The sequence below is a fragment of the Corallococcus caeni genome (assembly GCF_036245865.1).
Lineage (GTDB): Bacteria > Myxococcota > Myxococcia > Myxococcales > Myxococcaceae > Corallococcus > Corallococcus caeni.
Genome location: NZ_BTTW01000001.1, coordinates 1,210,200 through 1,228,655, shown reverse-complemented (window position 1 = coordinate 1,228,655; position 18,456 = coordinate 1,210,200). Strand labels below are relative to the sequence as shown.

Annotated in this window: 17 protein-coding genes and 1 pseudogene; 10 read left to right on the top strand and 8 right to left on the bottom strand. The window is 67.2% G+C overall.

The genetic code is table 11. From position 1 onward, the window contains the following. Positions 1–35 precede the first annotated feature (35 nt). From AABA78_RS04875 to AABA78_RS04855, 5 genes are all read right to left on the bottom strand, one after another. Positions 36–389 carry a hypothetical protein gene (locus AABA78_RS04875; protein WP_338261860.1) on the bottom strand — a complete coding sequence of 118 codons (354 nt, stop codon included), beginning with the start codon at positions 387–389 and terminating at the stop codon, positions 36–38. Further along, entirely contained in the window at positions 390–1,553 is a 1,164-nt protein-coding gene (locus AABA78_RS04870; RefSeq protein WP_338261859.1) for a terminase large subunit domain-containing protein, read from the bottom strand. Further along, positions 1,543–2,124, bottom strand: coding sequence for a hypothetical protein (locus AABA78_RS04865; protein WP_338261858.1), 582 nt, complete (start codon positions 2,122–2,124; stop codon positions 1,543–1,545). Before AABA78_RS04865 ends, AABA78_RS04870 begins: the two co-directional genes overlap by 11 nt. 18 nt (positions 2,125–2,142) lie before the next feature. Continuing rightward, positions 2,143–2,568: a hypothetical protein gene (locus AABA78_RS04860; protein WP_338261856.1), complete on the bottom strand. Its 426-nt coding sequence runs from the start codon at positions 2,566–2,568 to the stop codon at positions 2,143–2,145. A gap of 455 nt (positions 2,569–3,023) precedes the next feature. Beyond that, positions 3,024–3,170, bottom strand: coding sequence for a hypothetical protein (locus tag AABA78_RS04855; RefSeq protein ID WP_338261855.1), 147 nt, complete (start codon positions 3,168–3,170; stop codon positions 3,024–3,026). Between the two features lie 244 nt (positions 3,171–3,414). On the opposite strand from AABA78_RS04855, the gene AABA78_RS04850 reads away from it, so the two are divergent. Both AABA78_RS04850 and AABA78_RS04845 read left to right on the top strand, forming a co-directional pair. Then, positions 3,415–4,026: a hypothetical protein gene (locus AABA78_RS04850; protein ID WP_338261854.1), complete on the top strand. Its 612-nt coding sequence runs from the start codon at positions 3,415–3,417 to the stop codon at positions 4,024–4,026. 311 nt (positions 4,027–4,337) lie between these two features. Beyond that, entirely contained in the window at positions 4,338–4,682 is a 345-nt protein-coding gene (locus AABA78_RS04845) for a hypothetical protein (protein ID WP_338261853.1), read from the top strand. 21 nt (positions 4,683–4,703) lie between these two features. Here the strand turns inward: AABA78_RS04845 and AABA78_RS04840 are convergent, their stop codons facing one another. Next, complete coding sequence (locus tag AABA78_RS04840; protein ID WP_338262391.1) at positions 4,704–5,111, bottom strand: hypothetical protein; 408 nt, start codon at positions 5,109–5,111, stop codon at positions 4,704–4,706. Between AABA78_RS04840 and AABA78_RS04835 the strand changes: the two genes are divergently transcribed. Further along, positions 5,052–5,261, top strand: a complete 210-nt coding sequence (locus tag AABA78_RS04835) for an NlpC/P60 family protein (protein ID WP_338261852.1) — start codon at positions 5,052–5,054, stop codon at positions 5,259–5,261. The two genes, AABA78_RS04840 and AABA78_RS04835, sit on opposite strands and share 60 nt — an antisense overlap. Here AABA78_RS04835 and AABA78_RS04830 read toward each other — a convergent pair. Then, positions 5,204–5,503 (bottom strand): hypothetical protein, encoded by a 300-nt coding sequence (locus tag AABA78_RS04830; protein WP_338262390.1) that lies wholly within the window; start codon positions 5,501–5,503, stop codon positions 5,204–5,206. The two genes, AABA78_RS04835 and AABA78_RS04830, sit on opposite strands and share 58 nt — an antisense overlap. A gap of 378 nt (positions 5,504–5,881) precedes the next feature. Between AABA78_RS04830 and AABA78_RS04825 the strand changes: the two genes are divergently transcribed. Then, positions 5,882–6,199 carry a hypothetical protein gene (locus tag AABA78_RS04825; protein ID WP_338261851.1) on the top strand — a complete coding sequence of 106 codons (318 nt, stop codon included), beginning with the start codon at positions 5,882–5,884 and terminating at the stop codon, positions 6,197–6,199. A 267-nt stretch (positions 6,200–6,466) separates the two neighbouring features. On the opposite strand, the gene AABA78_RS04820 is transcribed toward AABA78_RS04825, so the two are convergent. After that, a complete protein-coding gene (locus tag AABA78_RS04820) occupies positions 6,467–7,954 on the bottom strand; it encodes a hypothetical protein (RefSeq protein ID WP_338261850.1) in 1,488 nt (495 codons plus the stop codon). 329 nt (positions 7,955–8,283) lie between these two features. Between AABA78_RS04820 and AABA78_RS04815 the strand changes: the two are divergent. The 6 genes and pseudogenes from AABA78_RS04815 to AABA78_RS04790 all read left to right on the top strand — a co-directional run. Next, positions 8,284–9,114, top strand: a pseudogene (locus tag AABA78_RS04815) (phage major capsid protein); the annotation flags it as partial. A 384-nt stretch (positions 9,115–9,498) separates the two neighbouring features. Next, positions 9,499–10,827, top strand: coding sequence for an AHH domain-containing protein (locus AABA78_RS04810; RefSeq protein WP_338261849.1), 1,329 nt, complete (start codon positions 9,499–9,501; stop codon positions 10,825–10,827). Between the two features lie 3 nt (positions 10,828–10,830). Beyond that, positions 10,831–11,403, top strand: coding sequence for an imm11 family protein (locus AABA78_RS04805; RefSeq protein ID WP_338261848.1), 573 nt, complete (start codon positions 10,831–10,833; stop codon positions 11,401–11,403). Between the two features lie 41 nt (positions 11,404–11,444). Next, positions 11,445–11,870: an imm11 family protein gene (locus tag AABA78_RS04800; protein WP_338261847.1), complete on the top strand. Its 426-nt coding sequence runs from the start codon at positions 11,445–11,447 to the stop codon at positions 11,868–11,870. A 611-nt stretch (positions 11,871–12,481) separates the two neighbouring features. Then, complete coding sequence (locus tag AABA78_RS04795; RefSeq protein ID WP_338261846.1) at positions 12,482–16,567, top strand: M4 family metallopeptidase; 4,086 nt, start codon at positions 12,482–12,484, stop codon at positions 16,565–16,567. An 18-nt stretch (positions 16,568–16,585) separates the two neighbouring features. Next, the gene (locus tag AABA78_RS04790) at positions 16,586–18,403 is read left to right on the top strand and encodes an Ig-like domain-containing protein (RefSeq protein ID WP_338261845.1); all 1,818 of its coding nucleotides are present in this window, start codon (positions 16,586–16,588) and stop codon (positions 18,401–18,403) included. The last annotated feature ends 53 nt before the right edge of the window (positions 18,404–18,456 follow it).

Genomic DNA, 18,456 nt, shown 5'->3' with positions numbered 1-18,456 from the left:
TCCCAAATGAAGCGGAATCGATCTTCAGTGTAGCGCTAGTCTGATGCGTCGTCAGGATTGGTGGTTGCGATGGTTGGTGTCATGCTGCGCCCGGCGGCCCCCGCGTTGCGGCGCTTCGGGATGACGTAGAGGTAGGTGGGCCACGCGAAGGCATCCGCCCGGTCGTCTCTCGCGTGGCCGCCCTCCTGGCCGGTGAACTTCGCCAGCTGCGCCTCCAGCTTGTCGTGCTTGCCCACCATGTGGACGAGGCCCGCCTTCGCGTAGGAGGACACCGGCGCCGCGCGTTCCGCCTTCGACTGCATGGCGCGCTCGGTGAGCACCTTCACCTTCTTCACGGTGCGGATGGTGCTCTTCACCATGGAGCCGCCCGTGTTGCTCTCGGCGAACACTCACGCGTTCGGCTTCCCGTTGCTGCGCTTCTTCGCGAAGGGCTCCCAGGCCTCCAGCGCCTTGATGGCCTCGCGCGCCCAGACCTCGGGCTCCGGCGTGCGCAGCGACGCGTCCTGCAGCACGTAGACGTGGTCCAGTCCGTCCGCCTCCAGGCGCACGCCCAGCACGACGATGCCGTGCATGTCCGCGCCCTTCTTCTCCCCGGTCGCCGGATCCACCGAGACGATGATGGCGTCGTACTCCTTCGGCGCCTTCTTCGGATCGATGCGCGAGGCGTTCCAGTTGACGCCCCGGTAGAGCGCCGGGTCCAAGTCGAAGCGCAGCTCGCCCATGAACTCGCGCCGGCCCTCGGGCGTCTCCATCACCCGGCGCACGTAGGCCTCGTAGTCCGGGGCCAGGTTGGCGAGGTTCTCCAGCGTGGAACTGCGCGCGAGCACCAAGCCCTCGCGGTCGCCGAGCATCTCGCGGAAGAGCACCGTGGGCGCAGGCGTGGTGGTGATGACCATGCGCGGCGGCAGGCCCTGCGCGCGCATCCAAGTGGTGGTGAGGCGGTTGACGACGCGGCACTCCTTGTAGACGGCGACCGCGTCGCCCTTCCACGCCACCGGCTCGTCCGCCCAAATGAACGTGTACTGGTGCCCGCGGAACTTGTCCGCGTTCTTCGCCGGCAGCCACGTGGCCTGCGCCCCGTTGGGCCACACCAGCTTGCGGCGCGACTTCTCCACCTTTGGGAAGAACCAGGGCGCGGAGATGGTGAGGATGCCGCTCGTCCCCTCCATCTGGTTCTTCACGATCTCGGAGTAGGTGGGGCCGACGATGAGGATGCGCGCTTCGGGGTCCGCGCGGGCCTCGTCGATGACAGCGGCGGCGCCCGCGTACGTCTTCCCGGTGCCGCGCCCGCCCATGAAGAACCAGGTGCGGAAGTGCGCGGGCGGGCGCTGGACGGGGCGCAGCCAGTACCGGTGCTCGTGGTAGAGGAGCACCAGCTCCTGGGGCGTGAAGGCCAGCGCGTTGCAGTGGCCGGTGGTGGTGCCGTCCGCCGCGTGGGCCGCGAGCGCAAGCTGCTGGATGAGGTTGTGGTGGCCGTGGCTGTCCGCCGTGATGACGGGGATGCCGTCCAGCAGCGACTCCCCAGCCTTCGCCACGCCCGCGTCAGTCCCCATCGCCGTCCTCGAGGGCGGGCTCCGGCGGCACGTCCCTCGCTGCCTGGGCCTTCAGGTGCTTGGCGATGAAGGTGGCGAGCTTCTCGTCCAGCTTCGCGCGGGCCTCGTCCGGGGTGATGACCTCGAAGAGAGGACCGTGCCCGTTGCCCGCGGGCGTGGCGGGCTCGCGCGGGATGGTGAAGTCCTTGGGCGCCGTCACCGCCAGGAACCAGCGGGCACCGCGGCCGTCCATCGTCTTGTCGCTGATGGAGTCCAGCGCGTCCTTAACCCGGCTCTTCTGGAACTCGGCCTGGGCGCGCTCCACCTCCACGACGAACTCGGTGTAGCGGCTGCGCTTGCCGGACTCGATGGCCTCGCGCCCGCGGCGCAGCCAGTTCTGCAGCCGCGCCTCGGTGGTGCCCGCGAGCGCGGCGGCCATGCGCTTCGTGGAGCCCTGTCGCAGCTCCGCGACGATGGCCGTCTGGATCTTGTAGGTGAGGGTGGTGGCGGGCCCGGAGAACTTCGGCGCGCGCTTCCCCCCGGCCGGCATGCCGGGAGGGGGCTTCGGGTCGTAGCCACGCGGAGGGGACACCCCCTCCAGAAGGGGCGGCTACCCGGGGCAGGCGAGGGCGTGCGCCCGGGCCACCAGCGCGGCGACGTCGCCGGCCACCTGCTCCACCACCGCGCTCCCGACGACGTTGCCCGCGATGTTCGCGGCGTGCAGCGTGGCCAGGGCGCTGCTCGCCGAGGCGATGAGGGCGGCGAGGGCGGACGGAGTGACGGGGCCGGACGCGACTTGCGCCATGGAGGCGGCCGTCTCCTGGATCTGCGCGTCGAGCGCCTTGAGCTCGGCGGCGGCGCTGGAGATGTCGGCGGTCACCGCGACGTGGAAGTCGCCCACCTTGCGGTCCACGTCGGACGGCTCGGGCTGGTTGGTGCCGGCGGACGAGTCGGTGGAGGCCATACGCCAGCGGGCGGACTTGGCGCTCACGCTGTGGTCGGTGAGCTCGGCGGACGACGTGGACGGGGAGGGCATGCGGTGCTCCTGGACGGCGGGTAGGCCTGCACCACCCAGAAGGGGCGCCGCTGGCCCGCTGGCCCGCTGGCGCGCGCGGCGCCGGGACGCCCAACGGCCCCGGCCGAAGTGACAGGACGCGCCTACGGGCCGCCAGGAACGCGTAGGGCCCCAAAAAATGGGGGGTCGTCTGTCAGTTCCCCTCGGAAAAACCGCGAGGAATCCGCGTCGCAAGATTGCAGCGCGCCGAGCAATCCTAATTTTGTCCTACATCTGCGGTTTCCCACCCTAGGGGGAGGTTGGGCCCACATCCTCGCACCGAGAAACTTGGTACGGGCCCGGTGCTCGTGACATGGCGTGCTGGCTCCCGGGTTTGCTGAAGCAAGCATGAGCTCCCGGCTCACACCTTGTCGCACCGTCGGACCAGGTAAGTGTCAGCTTCGGCCGCTCTCGTCCGCTCGCCAATCCGCTCGGGATCACACCACCAGATTCACGCTGGCGCGCAGGGCGTCTCCGGGCTGGAGTTCCACTAGCCGCGCCGGGAGCCGGGCCTTGCTCACGGAGAGCAGGCCTCGCGCCGCGCCCATTTCCTCCAGCAGCGCTAGCTCCTTCGCCCGCTTCATTAGGTGCAGGGTGGCGCCAGTGTCGGGGCTGGGGTTGTCTGCCCCCGGCCGAACCCATTTCCGCGTGATGCCTTCTAGCCGGGGCGCATGAACTGGCCCTGCACCACCACCGCTTGGCCGTGCTCCAGATTGCGGTCGCTCCCGACAAGAGTCCACGAGTTCAGGCTCGCTCATTTTCTCGTGGGGGCGTTCACTCGCTCTGGACACAGCGCTAGGTTGGCAACCTCTTAGGAGGGAAGTCGCCATGCCAAACCAGACGCAAACCCAATTGCCGTACGAGGTTAAGGTCAATTCGCCGTTCGAACAGCTTCTGCTGGACGCTCTGCCGCAAGCAACGAGAATGCGCATTGACCGGGAACTGAAGGCACTCTCAGCGGAAGCAGGCAGCCGTCACGACTCCCAAGCCCGACCGGTTTCAGGGCACATCGACTTGGGTCCAATCAGGGATGTGAAGTCGGATGATTACGAGGTCCTTTATCGGCTCGACTTCCCCAGCAGGTGTCTTGTCGTCATGAATGTTGTGACGACAGGGTGTCGCTGCCGAGCAGTTGGATCTGCGGAGCAAGAGGACTGTCGATGTGAAATCTATGAGCCAGCCAAGTTGGTCGAGTTCATAGACGAGCTTGCCGGCACATATGCCTTTGGAAACTTGGTGATTACCCTGCCGGAAGGCGTGTATGCTCGATACGTCGGCCACCGTTCGCCGGGGCAAGAAGATTCGAGCTACGTGATGATGGACTGTGTCTACGGGCGAGCGCAAATCGATAATGCTCGCTGGCAGAGTCATCATGATGTCTGTTCACTCCTTGCGATGCATAAGTCTGGGGAGCTGAAGCGTAAGAACCCGCTCTCGTGAACGCAGTGACACCGTCAATGGACGAGAAGTGGAGGTCCTGCGCGCGTCCCTGCGAGCGCGAGGACTTGCCGTGCCCGGAACCAGGATGCCCCGCGGGCGTGGCGCTCCCTCGCGGCTTCCGCCGAGGTCCGGACGGCAGGCTCTGGCGACGTGAGCTCGTCCCGGGCCCGCCCGGCGCAGTGTCCCGGCGGGTGTGGACGCGCTGGGCGCCCGCCGCGCATCGCAGTCCGCGTGCTCCAGGGTAGGGGGCCGCCCCTTCTGTCAGGGCATGCCCCCCCGTCAGCACCGAGTCCGCCGTCCTCATCCTGGCTGTGAGCCAGCGCCTCGTCCCCCTCCTCAACGGGCTGCTGTCGCGCCGGCAGACGAAGCACGAGGCCGCAGTGGACCAGGTGCCCCTGCTGGTGCAGTCGCTGGGCGCGGTGGCCCAGGACGTGCGCGACATCAAGGCTGAGCTGCGCGTGGTGAACGAGCACAGCGCACTGCTGAAGCTGCTTGAGCTGCGTCTCCGGGGGCTGGAGGACTGGATGGGCGCCGCGCGGCCGCAGATCCACCAGGTGGTGAACCAGGTGGAGCTGCTGATGGGGGACCGCACTGCACGACAGCTCCAGCACGCGGCCAACGTGGTAGCCAAGGACGCGGGCCCTGGCCACCCGTGACGACGCTCATCGCTGGGTGTGTCAGCCGCAGGTTTCCAGGCAGTACTGCCGGTCAATCATGCAACTCTCCTGCTGCTCTATATCGCCGCCAGCATGGCGCATGCAGACGACGTACTCGTTGTAGCAGGGTTGGCAACCCAATTCTTGTTGGGCCGTACCCACCTCATTGGCATGGCCCTCCTCGGCCGGCAAGCTGCCGCCACATCCCGCCAGCATCCCGACCGCCATCAACCCGGCAATGATTGCCACTCGCATGCGCTTCTCCTGATTTAAGAGGTTGTGCTGCCTCGCCAGGATAGCACTGCCATAGGTGTCAGGCAGAAGGGCGCTCCTTCTCCGGGGAACATCTCGCAGTCCCCGGAGCCCGCCATGCCCATCATCACCTTGCAGCGCGCCGCCTTCCTCGCCCTCGTCCTCGCGCAGATGCACTCGCCCTACAGGTGGGGCGCGAAGGGGCAACCCGCAGCGAAGGACGGCCCGCGGCTCTTCGACTGCTCCGGCCTCGTAACCTGGGCTTTCCATCAGGTGGGCGGGAAGGACGCGAGTTCGGCGCGCACGTGCTCCAGTTCGTCAGCGTGAGGACATCCGTCCTCAGGAGGCTGGAGGCCGATGTCGGGAACAACGTCCGTGGGCGTTGGCCAGCGCGCCTCGGGCGGCAGTTGGCCGGGAATCACCTGGCTCGCGTCCTCCTCGGTGACGAGCTGCCCCGACAGCAGACGCACCATGCCCTCCGGCACAGGCTCGTCGGCGGGCACCTCCGGAGGTGGAGGAGGCACGGGACGGCGGCGTGGGCGAGCGGGATGCGTGGGGCAGGTGCTCATGGTGTCGTGTCCAAGGTGAGTTGCGGGCGACAGGCGGGCGGGACGGGCCGGTCCACGCAGTCGGCCAGCGACGCGACCCCGTGGCGGCAGGTGGGCCAGGGACTGGAGTACTTCACGCGCACGGACTCAGAGGCGACGCGCGGCGCGTGGGGCGACAGCCTGCCGTCCTGGGGATGGCGTCGCCCAAGCGGGTGGCCCCGCAGTGCTCGCAGCGCACGGCCGGCAGGCGGCAGCGGCTCAAGGCGACACCCCCGTCGCGCAGCTGTGAGTCGGGCACCCGGGCGCGGTGCAGCGCCAGGCGCGGCAAGTGGAGCACTCTTTGATCGTGCGCGTCGCGAGCGTGCCATCAGGCGGGCCCGGCTGGCGGGAAGTGAAGCCGTGGTCGAAGACGCGATCTGGCGTGCGGCGACCTACACACAGGCGGACCTGGAGGCGTTGACGGAGCCTCTTCCGCAGGGGCTTCGCGTGACGTTGAGCCGGCTTCTCCAAAGGTCGTCGGCCGACCGTTACCAGACGGCGCGCGAGCTGGCGGCAGACCTTCGCCGATGGCTGGGGGAAGGTAAGGTCTACGGCCCCGACGAAGCGGAAGCCGAGCTGCACTCGCTGATGAGGCGGGCGGGTGAGGCACTGAACGAGCTGGGCATTCGCACGCCCCGGAGCTTCGCGGCATCACAGGACGAGTTCAGCACGAACTAGGACGGCGCCCGGTGCCGGCCCTCACTGCTCGGGGGCTGGCGCCATGTTGCACGTATGTCGCAGGAGCCTGCGGAATGTGCTGGGACGAGCCGGGACAGGGCGGGATGCGGAGGGAAATCGAATCCGAATGGTTCCGGGCGTTTGCGAGGTAAGGGCGCGATTCTGCTTGGGTTTTCGCAACGCTGGCCGTGGGTTCGATTCCCTCCGCCTCCACAGTGAAAGAGCCTGGCAATCCAGTACGGGTTGCCAGGCTCTTCCTTTTCCGGGCTACTTCTTCACGTCCCGGCCCAGGGTGATGGCGTAGCTCACGCCGCCCTGCTCGACGACCTTGTCACCGGTGGCCTCCGACTCCGAGTGCTGGACGACCTGCATCTCGAAGGTCTCCGTCTGGTCGCCCACGTCGGCTTGGAATGTGACGGTGGCGTGCGCCTCCGCCCCCGGCGCCAGCACCAGGTCCGTGAGCCGTGCGCCTTCCAAATCGGTGATGCGCACGAGCCCCTCCCCCACGATTTCGAAGCCCGTGCCGCGGCGGCTCCACTTCGCCCACAGCGCCTCGTCCAGCTTGAGCAGCATCTGGCCGCGCTCGATGAAGGAGGCCTGGCCGGCCGCCGGACGGACCTCCAATTCCAGACGCGACGAGCGCTCCGCCAGCACGTTGAGGACGCGGAAGTCGAACGACGCGGCCGGGCGCAGCGGCGACAGGTTCACGACGTTCACGTTGCGCCACGCCAGGTTGTTGTTCTGGGCGGTGGACACGAGCGTGTTGGAGCCGGGGAGCAGCGGGAAGCTGATGGGATCGGTGGGCCCCTCCCAGACCGCCAGCAGGCAGTAGTGGCCCGGGGCGGGGACAGAGGTCCACGGCACCTGCACCTCCGTGATTCCCACCGGGATGCTGACTGTGACGGTGTTGATGAGGGTCCAGCTGGTGGACCAGACGGCCGCGCCTCCGGAGGCCGTGTAGTAGACCTTCAGCGTGCCGGACGTGGGCGCCGGCGTGGGGAAGGGCGGCGTGCCCACGTTGTTGAGCTTCACGTAGACGAAGTTCGTCTGGCCGAACTCCGGGTTCTCGTTGCCCGGGCAGCCGGCGTTCTGGCACACGCGGATGTCCGGGCTCATCCAGATGGGGGTGGAGCCGTAGGAGCCCGGTTCCACGCCCACGTCGCTCGGGATGTCGCGGATGAAGACGTCCGTGCGGCAGCGGGTGATGACCAGCGTGGCGGAATCCACCGCGCTGTCATCCTGGACGATGACGTCCAGGTAGCCCTGAGCGTTGAGCGTGGGCAGCAGGTTGGTGCCGGTGCCGGGCAGCGAGGCCAGGTTGAGCGCCACGACGCCGGTGCTGAGCCAGGGGATGCCCAGGTTGGCGAGCGACTCCCCCCAGCCCGGAGCGGCGAAGGCGCCGGCGGGGTTCACGAACCACAACCCCATGCTGTCGTTGCTGCCGCCGCTGCGCACCGTCATGCGGAGCGTGGCACCGCAGATGCGGCCGCCGGTGGTGAGGTTGGAGAAGGTGGTGGCGAAGTAGCGGTCCGCGCCCTGCTCATCAAACTGGCGGATGCCGGGGAGGGAGTAGTTGGCGGCGACCCAGGTCTGCAGGCCCGGGCTGGGCGACACAGGCTCCGTGGGCAGGGTGAAGTTGTCCGTGACGCCTTGCGTATACGTCTGCGCGCCAGCCGCGCCGCTCCAGGCGAGCGCGAGCACCGTGGACAGCTTCAGGACGGACCCCAGGAGGGACCGGTGGAGGGGGTGGTTCATGCGTTCCTCTGTCTTTGAAGGGATGCAGTGGACGCGGCCGGAACGGTAGGGCTGGGAAATAACAGGCCCGGAAGAGCGCCATCGGGAAGAGAACCGCGCAACCAAAGGCAGAGCAAGAACAGGGCCTGTGATGGGTCTGAGTGGAGCGTGCATCTGAGAATGGCTTGGATTGAAACCCATTCGGTTACAACCGGGCGCGTGGATGTAGCGCGAAAGGTTATGAGGGGAAGTACGTACCCTGCCGGCCACCGTTCCGGATGCCGTCTCCTGTGCCGCACCGGTAGCTCAGGCAGCATAACCACGCTGTCCACGGAGCCGGGCCAAGCCCAGTTCAGCTCAGCAAGTTCGACTCGGCGGGCGTGCTGGTGCCCATCCAGCAGAGCGGCCAAGTGATCGAGTTCCTGCGGCCCGACGCGGCCCTGCTCAAGCTCGGCGTGCGTACCCAGGCCTTTCGCGGCGAGCTGCACATGGGTACGCAGACGGGGACTTCGGTCTTCAAGTGGGTTGGCGAGGGGGTGACCGTCCCGAGGAGCGCGCCGAAGTACGGAAAGATCGTGCTCAAGGAGCACAAGGGCATGGTGCTGACGGACATCAGCAACAACCTGCTGCGCACGCCGGGCGTGGGAGACGCGGGCGTGGGCGAGGACATCCGTTCCACCGTGGCCGATGGTCTCGACGACGCGGGCTTCAACAATGACGGTACAGGCGCCGCGCCGAAGGGGCTCTTCGCTCAGCTCGACGCCGCGCTGGTGTTCGCGAGCACGGGCACGACCGCGTCGGCCTACCTCGCGGACATCGACAAGGCGGTAGAGCTGCCGCTGCCCGCTCACGTCCGCATGGGGGCTGCGGCGTGGGTCATCCACCCGAGGCGGGCAACCGCGCTGATGCAGCTCCAGGAGTCTGGCCTCTTCCTCTTCCGAGGGGAGATGCTCGACAAGGGGACGATTCGTGGCTTCCCGTTCGTGATGACCACGCGCGTACCCGTGTCGCGGATCACGTTCTCGTGCGACTGGCGTCAATTCCTCTACGGGCTCGACGAGGACCTGATCCTCTCCGAGCACGACACCCGCGCCGAGCACGACGAGACGACCATCCGCGCGATCGTAAAGGGCGACTTCCGGTTGCGCCAGCCGAAGGCGTTCAGCTCGATCACCTACTAACCCGACAGCGTGACACCGCGAAGGTCGCCGAGGAGTGGGTAACCCCGGGCCTAACCGTCGCCGCCGATCACGCCCTCCGGCCTGGCATGCACGTTAGGGCGGGCCTCGAGGGTAACTGTCGGGCGATCGCGGTCGGCGGGGCAGCCCCCTGGACCCGGACTGGATGAAGGGCCGTCCGGATGGCTGGGAAACGAGCTGCTCGGCGCGTACCTTCTGCCGACAAGGCATGTCGCTGCCTACAGCATACCGTTTGTCAATGGGGCGTTCGTCTGGGGTGGAAATGTCTGCCGATAGCCACGAATTCTAGCGAGCTTTTGGGGTTGTCAGATCCGATTGGTATGTGGCGGATCGCTGCTGATGCTGGCGGCTGAACCTGGGGGCCACATGAGAGCTTTCGTAATAGCCGTGCTGATGCTGCTGACGGCCGGATGCGCTACGACTCGGGTCGTCAACCTCAACACGGGATACGGCAAGACAATTAGCTACACGCCCCTTGAGTCCGACCCTGTCGAGATAGGGCGGGATGCCTTCAAGCAAGCTGTCACGCAGCTTGTTCTCGACATGAAATTAGATGTCGCGTTCAAGGAAGTTGAGTGGGATGACCGTCGCTCCCTGCTCGCGTCGAATGGCGGAGTCGTTGACGGTGCTCAGGGGCGAGCCGTCCCGTCGGCCTACGAGCGAATCTGCCAGCGACAGGACGACCCCAACGGCTGCATGGGGATGTTGGCGGGTGGGCTTACGTTCGGGCCGATGGAACGCCGTATGATGGCGCTCTACTTCGCGCTCGATACAGTCTGGGAAGGCGTCGAGGATGCCATCCGAGACATGGTGAACGGGGCTGCTTTACGGGCCATGGTGACGACGATGATCGGGACAGCGCTTGTGATGCTCGTCGCGCCTGAGCCGATTACGAAGGTCATTGCAGTTGCGCTAACTGCATCGCTGATTGCCTATCTCGGTACAGGTCCGGTGTGGAATCTCGGGCGGGGGTTCCTGCGCCTCATGGACGAATCGAGGGACGCCGCGAACGTTTCGGAGCTGGAGCGCGCGGGGCATCGCTTCGGAAAGATCCTTGGAGACAACGGCGCTCGCGTGCTCGTGATCGTCGCCCTGTCGGCGCTCGGCGGTAAGAACGCGATGGCGGCTCAGGGGCCGAGAATGCCGGGCTTCGCTCAGGCGGCGGTCAGGGCAGAGGCAGAAGGGGGCTTCGTACTTGCCGGCGCACTATCGGGAGGGGTCCAGGCGATCTCGGTCTCGTCTGCTGGGGTCCTCAACATTTCGCTTGCTCCGACTGCTGTTGCCGCGGTCGCTATGGGCCCCGGTGCTGGCGTGGGGGCTCGCCCTGCCGTCGGCACTGGGGGAGGTATTCAGGGCGATCCCGATGGCGACGTTCATCACATTTGCACCGACAAGAACGAGGTTTCGACCGCTTCGGGAGGGCCGTGGACACCGCTGTTTGAAAGGGTGTTCAAGAGGGCCGACATGAAGCTCGATGATCCAACCAATCAGGTCCGAATTCGGGGGCACCGGGGGCCGCACCCTCGCGAGTACCATCAGGAGGTATTCAACCGAGTCAATCTGGCAACGCAGGACTGCAAAGGAGTCGCGCAGTGCAGGATTGCCCTGGTTGCGGAACTTGCCAAGATCGCGAGGGACCTCGTAAGTGAGGGGTCGGATCTGCGGAAGCTCATTGCAGGGGCGGCTCGGGAGTAAATCATGGAACGTCGCTTTTTCAGCTTGACGATTGATGTTTATGTGAAAGGACGATGGTATCTAGGCGACCCTACAGATACTCAGGGAAACGAGATCGACGATATTTGGCAGTTTAGGCGAGGGCGGCCTATCGAGCTTCGCGAGAAGCTGTGTGTTCCAGTGTATCGCTCCGGTGCGCCTTTGGATGTTGATTTTGCCGGAGTGGGGCTCACGCCCATTGTCGGTACGCGGGCTGCGTCAGTGTTTCGTGAGATGGCCTCCGACGACGTGCAGCTCTTTCCCGTTGAGGTGGTAGGCGAAGCCAGGCCGTTTCATTTGCTCAATGTGCAGCGCGAGATACGCTGTGTTGATGATGCTGCCTGTAGGTCGGTGCAGTATTTTACCGTTGACGATGTGATGCCCGAGAAGGCAGGTCAGTATCGATCTGTCATGGGGCTTCGGATCGATAAATCAAAGGTTGGAAGTGCCCGGGTGTTCAGGCTTTGGGGGTATAGTATTCCCATCATCGTCGATGGCGAGATCAAGGATGCCCTGGAGGCAAGCGGCACCTTGGGGGGGAAGTTCGAAGAGGTCTGAACGGCCCCGCTGCAGTCGCCGAACTTCCAGACCTGGGACGCTTGAAGCTTCCCGTGGATGTACCCGGCAGGGCGCTCGACTTCTCACAAGCGGCGTTCGCGGCCCCGGTGGTCCACGCCCGAGTGGCTTCCGCGCTCACGGAGCTGGCTCCCGAGGAAGTGCAGACCCTGCCCGTGGAGATACAGGGCCACCCTGAGCCGTTCTTCATTCTCGTGGCGACCCAACTCATTCAGTGCATTGACGAACGAGCATCAAGGCACGTCCGGAAATGGACCCCTGAAGATGGGCGGCCCGAGAAGCTGGGGAGGTACCGGGACGTGCGAGGGATGCGGATCGACCCGGCGCAGGTGGGTGGCGCCAAAATCTTCCGCCCCCGGGGCTGGGCTATCGCGCTGATTGTCCGGGACGATGTCAAAGAAGCCCTGGAACGCATGGAGGCCACAGGGACGGAGTTTGAAGAAGTCTAGCGACGGACTCCATGGCTCCGAGGTAGCGCCTGGCTCGGGCGTTGGCCACCACCGCGCATGGACCCTGTCCGACGCTGGGCTCCGGCAGCGTCCACCAGCGCGAACTCAGCCACCCCCACGCCCAGGCCCCTGACTCTCCGGCTGTTCGTGTCTGGGTGGATTGTCTTTGATTGATTGTATTCCAAACCCTCCTGGATAAGGCCGCCGCGCCGCGCCAAATACCCAGGACCCAGTGTGGAGCCACCGCACTTCGTGTGCGTCCTGTGGCCGGTCCGTGGCCTTTGGGGTCACCCCCTATTTCCTTGGGGTTTGGAAACTGTATGATGGTTGATAATTGCGCTGATGGTGGAAAGCACCAGGGCAAAGGTCTGGGGCTGTCCGGCCCCTGCTCCATGAGCGTGATCCTTCCGGTGGCAGCACGCCCCCTCGGGTGCTGACGGCGGGAGTTCCCCTGAATGCTGTGTGGAGTCAAATCCATGTCCAAGCCGTGGCCCCGGTGGCCTCTGCTCCTCGCCAGTCTTTTCTCGGCGAGCTCATCCCTCGCGGCAGAGAAACTCACCCCTGTCGCCGCACCCACGCTGGCGCAACTCCAGCTCCGGGAGCCGGCCCGTGTGGCGGAATCCCTGGCGAACCTCAAGGCGCAAAGCCTCAAGCTCGGGCTGGGTTCGCGGGACGACTTCCAGCTGTCCAGCTCCAGCACGGATCCGTTTGGCCAGACGCACGCGCGCTTCGCGCAGACATACCAGGGCGTCCCCGTGTGGGGCGCCATGGCCATCACCCATCAGGGGCTGTCCGCGGGGGACATCCGCATCACCACCGACGGCCTGCGCAAGAACATCCGCCTGGGCGTGACGCCCACGCTGGACGCGAAGTCCGCGGTGGCGAAGGCCACCCAGGAGCTGGCGCCCAAGGGCGAGTTCGCCGTCACGCCCAAGGGCGAGCTCATCGTCTATCCCCAGACGCGGCTCGTGAACCGCTACCCCGGCAAGCCGGTCGCGCAGCAGAACGCGGCGGACTTCGACACGCAGGTCGTCGGCTACCGGCTCGCGTACCACGTGCACACCGAGCTGGAGAACCCGAAGGACGGCGTCAAGCACACGGACTTCATCGTCGACGCGCACTCGGGCGAGGTGCTGAAGCAGTGGAACTCGCTCCAGACGGCCGCCGCCAAGGGCCTCGGCCACTCGCAGTACAGCGGTGACGTCCCGCTGGACGTCTTCCAGAACGCCGAGGGCCTCTTCGAGCTGCGCGACGTCACGCGCGCCGGCGGCGAGGGCATCCGGACCTACGACGTCAACCACGCCGCCGTGCAGAACGGCGTCGTTCCCACGCTGACCCTCTACACGGACGCCGACAACGCCTGGGGCGACGGGCAGAACTACGTCGTCGGTGCCAACAACACCCTGAGCGACAACGGCCAGACGGCCGCCGTCGACGCGCACTTCGGCCTGCTGGCGACGTGGGACTTCTACAAGAAGATCCTCGGCCGCGACGGCGTGGACGGCGTTGGCTCGCCCACCTACAACCGGGTGCACGCCAGCAACCTCTACAACAACGCCTTCTGGAGCGACGGCTGCTTCTGCATGAGCTACGGCGACGGCTCGTTCCCGGCCGCCGGCGGCTTCAGGTCCATGGGCGTGCTCGACGTGACGGGCCATGAGATGACCCACGGCGTCACCTCGCACACGGCCGGCCTCATCTACGACGGCGAGTCCGGCGGCCTCAACGAGGCCAACTCGGACATCTTCGGCACCCTGACGGAGTTCTGGGTGGCCAACGGCCGCGGCAGCACCATTGGTGACACCGGCGGCAACTGGCTCATGGCCGAGCAGCTCAGCGACTTCCCGCTGCGCGTCATGTTCCGCCCGTCGCTGGACGGCGCGAGCGCGGACGCCTGGTACCCCGGCCTCGCCAACGTCGACGTGCACTTCAGCAGCGGCCCGATGAACCGCGCCTTCTACTTCCTGTCCCAGGGCGTGCAGCCGCTGGCGGTCAGCACCGACTACTCCAGCACCTACCTGCCCGCGGGCATGAGGGGCATCGGCAACGACAAGGCGGCGGCCATCTGGTACCGCGCGCTCACCGTCTACCTGTTCCCGTCGTCCAACTACCTGTCGGCCCGCACCAGCAGCCTCCAGGCCGCGGCGGACCTCTTCGGCTCCCAGTCCAACGAGTACCGCGCGGTGCAGAACGCCTTCGCGGCCATCAACGTGGGCTACACCGCCGGCACGTACGACGACCGCATTGCCCCCACCGTCGTCGCGAGCGTCTCTGGCAGCGCGCCCGACCTCCAGCTGCAGGCGCAGGCCAACGACAACGTCGGCGTGGCCCGCGTGGAGCTCTACGTCGACGGCGCCCTGGCGGGGAACGTCACCTCCCAGCCGTACCAGCTCCCGCTGGATGCCACCTCGCTGACCAACGGCACGCACGCGCTGGTGGCGGTGGCGTACGACGCGGCCGGCAATTACGCCGCGTCCGCTCCGGCGAGCTTCAGCGTCTCCAACAGCTTCGATCAGCTCCTGATCAACCCGGGCTTCGAACAGGACACGCTGGGCTGGACGGACGACCCGTCGAACATCAACTTCCCGGTCGCCTCCGGGCCGCGCAACGGCCAGGGCTTCGCATGGCTCAACGGCTATGGCACGACGCACGTCGACCGGCTGTGGCAGGACGTCACCATCCCCGCCGGCGTCACCCAGGCGGCGCTGACCTTCTTCCTCAACATCACCACCTCCGAGACGACGACCACCGCCGTACGCGACACGCTGACGCTGCAGGTGCGCGACACCTCGGGCACGGTGCTGGGGACGGTGTCGACGTGGTCCAACCTGGACGCGACGCTGGGCTATGCGCAGCAGAGCGTGGACCTGACGGCCTACGCGGGCCAGACCGTGCGCATCTTCCTGGAGGGCAGCGAGAACGCCTCGCTCGCCACCAACTTCCAGGTGGATGACTTCTCGCTGCGCGTCATCCGCGCGGCGGACGCCGAGGCGCCCCGGGTGACGGCCAACGTGGCCATCTCCGGCACGCGCGTGGGCTACTTCGCGGACGTGTCCGACAACGGCTTCGTCAACGCGGTGGAGTTCTTCGTCGACGGCGTGTCCCTGGGCAACTCGGTCAAGTCGTTCAGCCGGGTCGTCAACCTCTCCACGCTGACGGCCGGCGTGCACACGCTCGTCGCCCGGGCCACGGACGCGGGCGGCAACGCGGGGAACTCTCCCGAGGTGACGTTCTACGTGGACACCACCGCCGCCCAGCTCGTGCTCAACCCCAGCTTCGAGGCCTCCGGGAGCTGGGTGAGCGCGACGACGCGGCCGGGCTCAACGGGCATCTTCACCAGCGCGTCCTTCGCGCACACCGGCAGCCGCGTGTATGTCTTCTATACCAACGCGGGTCCGGCGCGGCACTCCGTCCGTCAGTCCGTGGCCATCCCGGCGACCGCGACCTCGGCCATCTACAGCTTCTGGCTGCGCCTCTACGATGGCGCGTTCACCGACACCGTGGCCCACCACACCATCAGCGCGAAGATTCGGGACTCCGCCGGCACCGAGCTGGCGACGCTGAAGACGCTCTCCAACCTGGATGACACCGGCGGCGAGTACTTCCAGCACCGCTTCGACCTGACCGCGTACAAGGGCCAGACGGTGCAGTTGTTCTTCGACGCGGACCAGACGGAGGCCGCTCAGGTGACGGGCGGAGTCACCCAGTTCTTCCTGGACGACGTCAACCTGGTCACCTCGACCCAGGCGGACCTCCAGGCCCCCAAGCTCGCCGTGGCCGTGGACGGCAGCTACGGGACGGTGCAGCTCAAGGCCACCGTGAGCGACAACGTCTGGACGTCCAGCCTCGCGTTCCTGGTGGACGACGCCCCGGTGAGCTCGTTCACGGACGTCCAGGGCGTCTACGCGACGGCGTTCGACACGAAGAACCTGTCCAACGGCCCGCACCAGTTCAAGGCGACGGCCACGGACAAGGCGGGCAACACGACGGAGCGCGTGGTGACCTTCGAGGTGCGCAACTCCACGGTCCAGGACCAGGGAGCGCCGCACGTCACCGCCAGCGTGGAGGGCCTGTTTGAGACCTACACGATGCGGGCCGAGGCCACCGACGACACGGGCGTTGCGTACGTGGAGTTCTACGTGGACGGCGCGCTGAAGGGCCGGGCCTCGTCCGAGCCGTACACGCTGCCGCTGTTCCCGATTCCGCTGGCGCCGGGGGAGCACGTCCTCGAGGCGGTGGCGTACGACGCGTACGGCAACTTCTCCAAGGCGACCACCCCCTTCACGCTCCTGCCCGTCACGGTGGAGTTCGCGGTGGCGCAGAACGTGGTGCCGGTGGGTGGCTCCGTCGCTCTGCAGGCGAACGTGGCGAACGTGGTGAACACGGCGGTGAGCTGGTCCGTGGCGGAGGGCCGCGTCTGCGGCACCGTCAACGCGGACGGCGTCTACGCCGCGCCGTTGGCCCGTGGCCTGTGCCACGTGTCCGCGGCGAGCGTCGTGGTACCGACGGCGAAGGCCGTGGCGGCCATCCAGGTCTACACGGGCGACATCAACGGCGACAACGTCGTGGACGGAGAGGACATGGGCCTGCTCGCGCAGGACTACGGCACCAACGGCTCCGAGGAGACGAACCTCGACGGCGCCGGCTCCGTGAACGACAGCGACATCACCCTCTTCGTCAGCCAGTTCGGACGGTAATCCCCCATGAAAACGTGGATGAAGCTCATTGTTCCGCTCCTGATTGGGGCGCTGGCGGCCTGCACCGACCCCGACTCGGGGCCGGTGACGGTGACTCCGAAGACCGTGACGGTGAAGGCCGGTGAGAAGACGACCCTCAACGCCTCGGTGAAGGACGCGAAGGACCCGCGCGTGCTCTGGTCTGTGGAGGGAGGCGACTCCCACGGCACCATCAGCAGCTCGGGCGTCTACACCGCGCCGGCCGAGGCCGGCACGTACACCGTGGTGGCCACCAACGCGGTGGACACCTCGAAGAAGGACACGGCCACCGTCAAGGTGGAGGCGGTCCAGGCTCCGACGGTCATCGTGAAGGTGACGCCGGAGGCGGTGACCATCGGGCAGGGGACCGCCACGGACCTCACGGCGGAGGTCTCCGGTTCCTCCATCACCGCCGTGCAGTGGGCCGTGGAGGGGGGCGACGAGAACGGCACCGTCAGCAGCGCGGGCCGGTACACGGCGCCGAACAGGGCCGGCACGTTCACCGTGACGGCCACCAGCGTGGCGGATCCGACGAAGAAGGCCTCCGCTTCCGTCACGGTGGAGCCGGTCGTCGTCGGGGCGGTGATGGTGACTGTGAGCCCCACGTCGGCCAGCACCACCTGGGGTGGCACCGTCCAGCTGACGGCCGAGGTCTCCGGCACCAACAACCTCGCGGTGCTGTGGTCCGTGGAGGGTGGCGACGCGAACGGCTACGTCAGCAGCACGGGCGTGTACCGCGCGCCGAACAAGACGGGCACGTTCACCGTGACGGCCACCAGCGTGGCGGACCCGGCGAACAAGGCCTCCGCCTCCATCACGGTGGAGCCTGTCGTCGTCGAGACGGTGGCGGTGGCGGTCTCTCCGAAGACGGGCACGGTGGCGCAGGATGCCGCCTTCTCCCTGTCCGTGCAGGTCACCGGCACCAACAACCACGCGGTGCAGTGGGCCGTGCAGGGCGGTGACGACAACGGCACCGTGAGCAGCACGGGCGTGTACCGGGCGCCGCGCCGCGCGGGCACGTTCACCGTGACGGCCACCAGCGTGGCGGACCCGTCGAAGTCCGACTCGGCCACCCTCACCGTGGACCCCATCGTCGTCCCGACGGTGGCGGTGAGTGTCACGCCGAAGACGGCCACCGTGGATCAGGGCGCCGTCGTCAACCTCACGGCTGAAGTCACGGGCACCTCCGTCGTCGCGGTGACCTGGGCCGTGGAGGGCGGTTCGGCCAACGGCACCGTCACCAGCGCCGGCGTGTACACCGCGCCGAACAAGCCGGGCACGTACACCGTGACGGCCACCAGCGTGGCGGATGCGTCGAAGAAGGACTCCGCCGTCATCACCGTGCCCGTCGCCGGCACGGTGAAGTACGTGGACCCCACGGGTACGGGCTGGCGCCTGGTTCGCAACGCCACCCTGTCCACGGGCAACACGCTGGTGCTGGACCTGGTGGGCCCCGCGGGCCAGTCCGGCCGCGGCGCGGACCTGACGCTGGGGCTGGATGCGGCCACCGCGTCCTGGTCCACCGTGGACGGCTCCGAGTACGTGGCCAACGGTGGCTACGACCTGGGCGCCGCGCCCCGGTTGCTCAAGTCGGCCGTGAAGGGCAGCACGCTCAGCGTGGGCGTGTACCAGAAGGGTGCTCCGGCGCACGCGTACAACGGCGCGCTGCTGTCCGTGGCGCTGACCGTGAATGCCACCGCCCAGACGCCGGCCGGCTCCGTGGTGCCGCTGAACGTCCTCAAGGCGCACGCGCTGCCGGCTTCCGGCTCGCTGCAGGTCATCAACGTGGCGGTGGGCACCATCACCACCGCGCAGTAGTCCGAAGCCTGAAGCAGTGAGAGCGGCGGCCTTCCCCAGGGAAGGCCGCCGTT

Coding starts and splice junctions, on each gene's coding strand:
- AABA78_RS04790 (WP_338261845.1), top strand. CDS start 16,586: ATGAAGCTCATTGTTCCGCTCCTGATTGGGGCGCTGGCGGCCTGCACC.
- AABA78_RS04835 (WP_338261852.1), top strand. CDS start 5,052: ATGCCCATCATCACCTTGCAGCGCGCCGCCTTCCTCGCCCTCGTCCTC.
- AABA78_RS04855 (WP_338261855.1), bottom strand. CDS start 3,170: ATGAAGCGGGCGAAGGAGCTAGCGCTGCTGGAGGAAATGGGCGCGGCG.
- AABA78_RS04870 (WP_338261859.1), bottom strand. CDS start 1,553: ATGGGGACTGACGCGGGCGTGGCGAAGGCTGGGGAGTCGCTGCTGGAC.
- AABA78_RS04850 (WP_338261854.1), top strand. CDS start 3,415: ATGCCAAACCAGACGCAAACCCAATTGCCGTACGAGGTTAAGGTCAAT.
- AABA78_RS04810 (WP_338261849.1), top strand. CDS start 9,499: ATGAGAGCTTTCGTAATAGCCGTGCTGATGCTGCTGACGGCCGGATGC.
- AABA78_RS04820 (WP_338261850.1), bottom strand. CDS start 7,954: ATGAACCACCCCCTCCACCGGTCCCTCCTGGGGTCCGTCCTGAAGCTG.
- AABA78_RS04805 (WP_338261848.1), top strand. CDS start 10,831: ATGGAACGTCGCTTTTTCAGCTTGACGATTGATGTTTATGTGAAAGGA.
- AABA78_RS04830 (WP_338262390.1), bottom strand. CDS start 5,503: ATGAGCACCTGCCCCACGCATCCCGCTCGCCCACGCCGCCGTCCCGTG.
- AABA78_RS04860 (WP_338261856.1), bottom strand. CDS start 2,568: ATGCCCTCCCCGTCCACGTCGTCCGCCGAGCTCACCGACCACAGCGTG.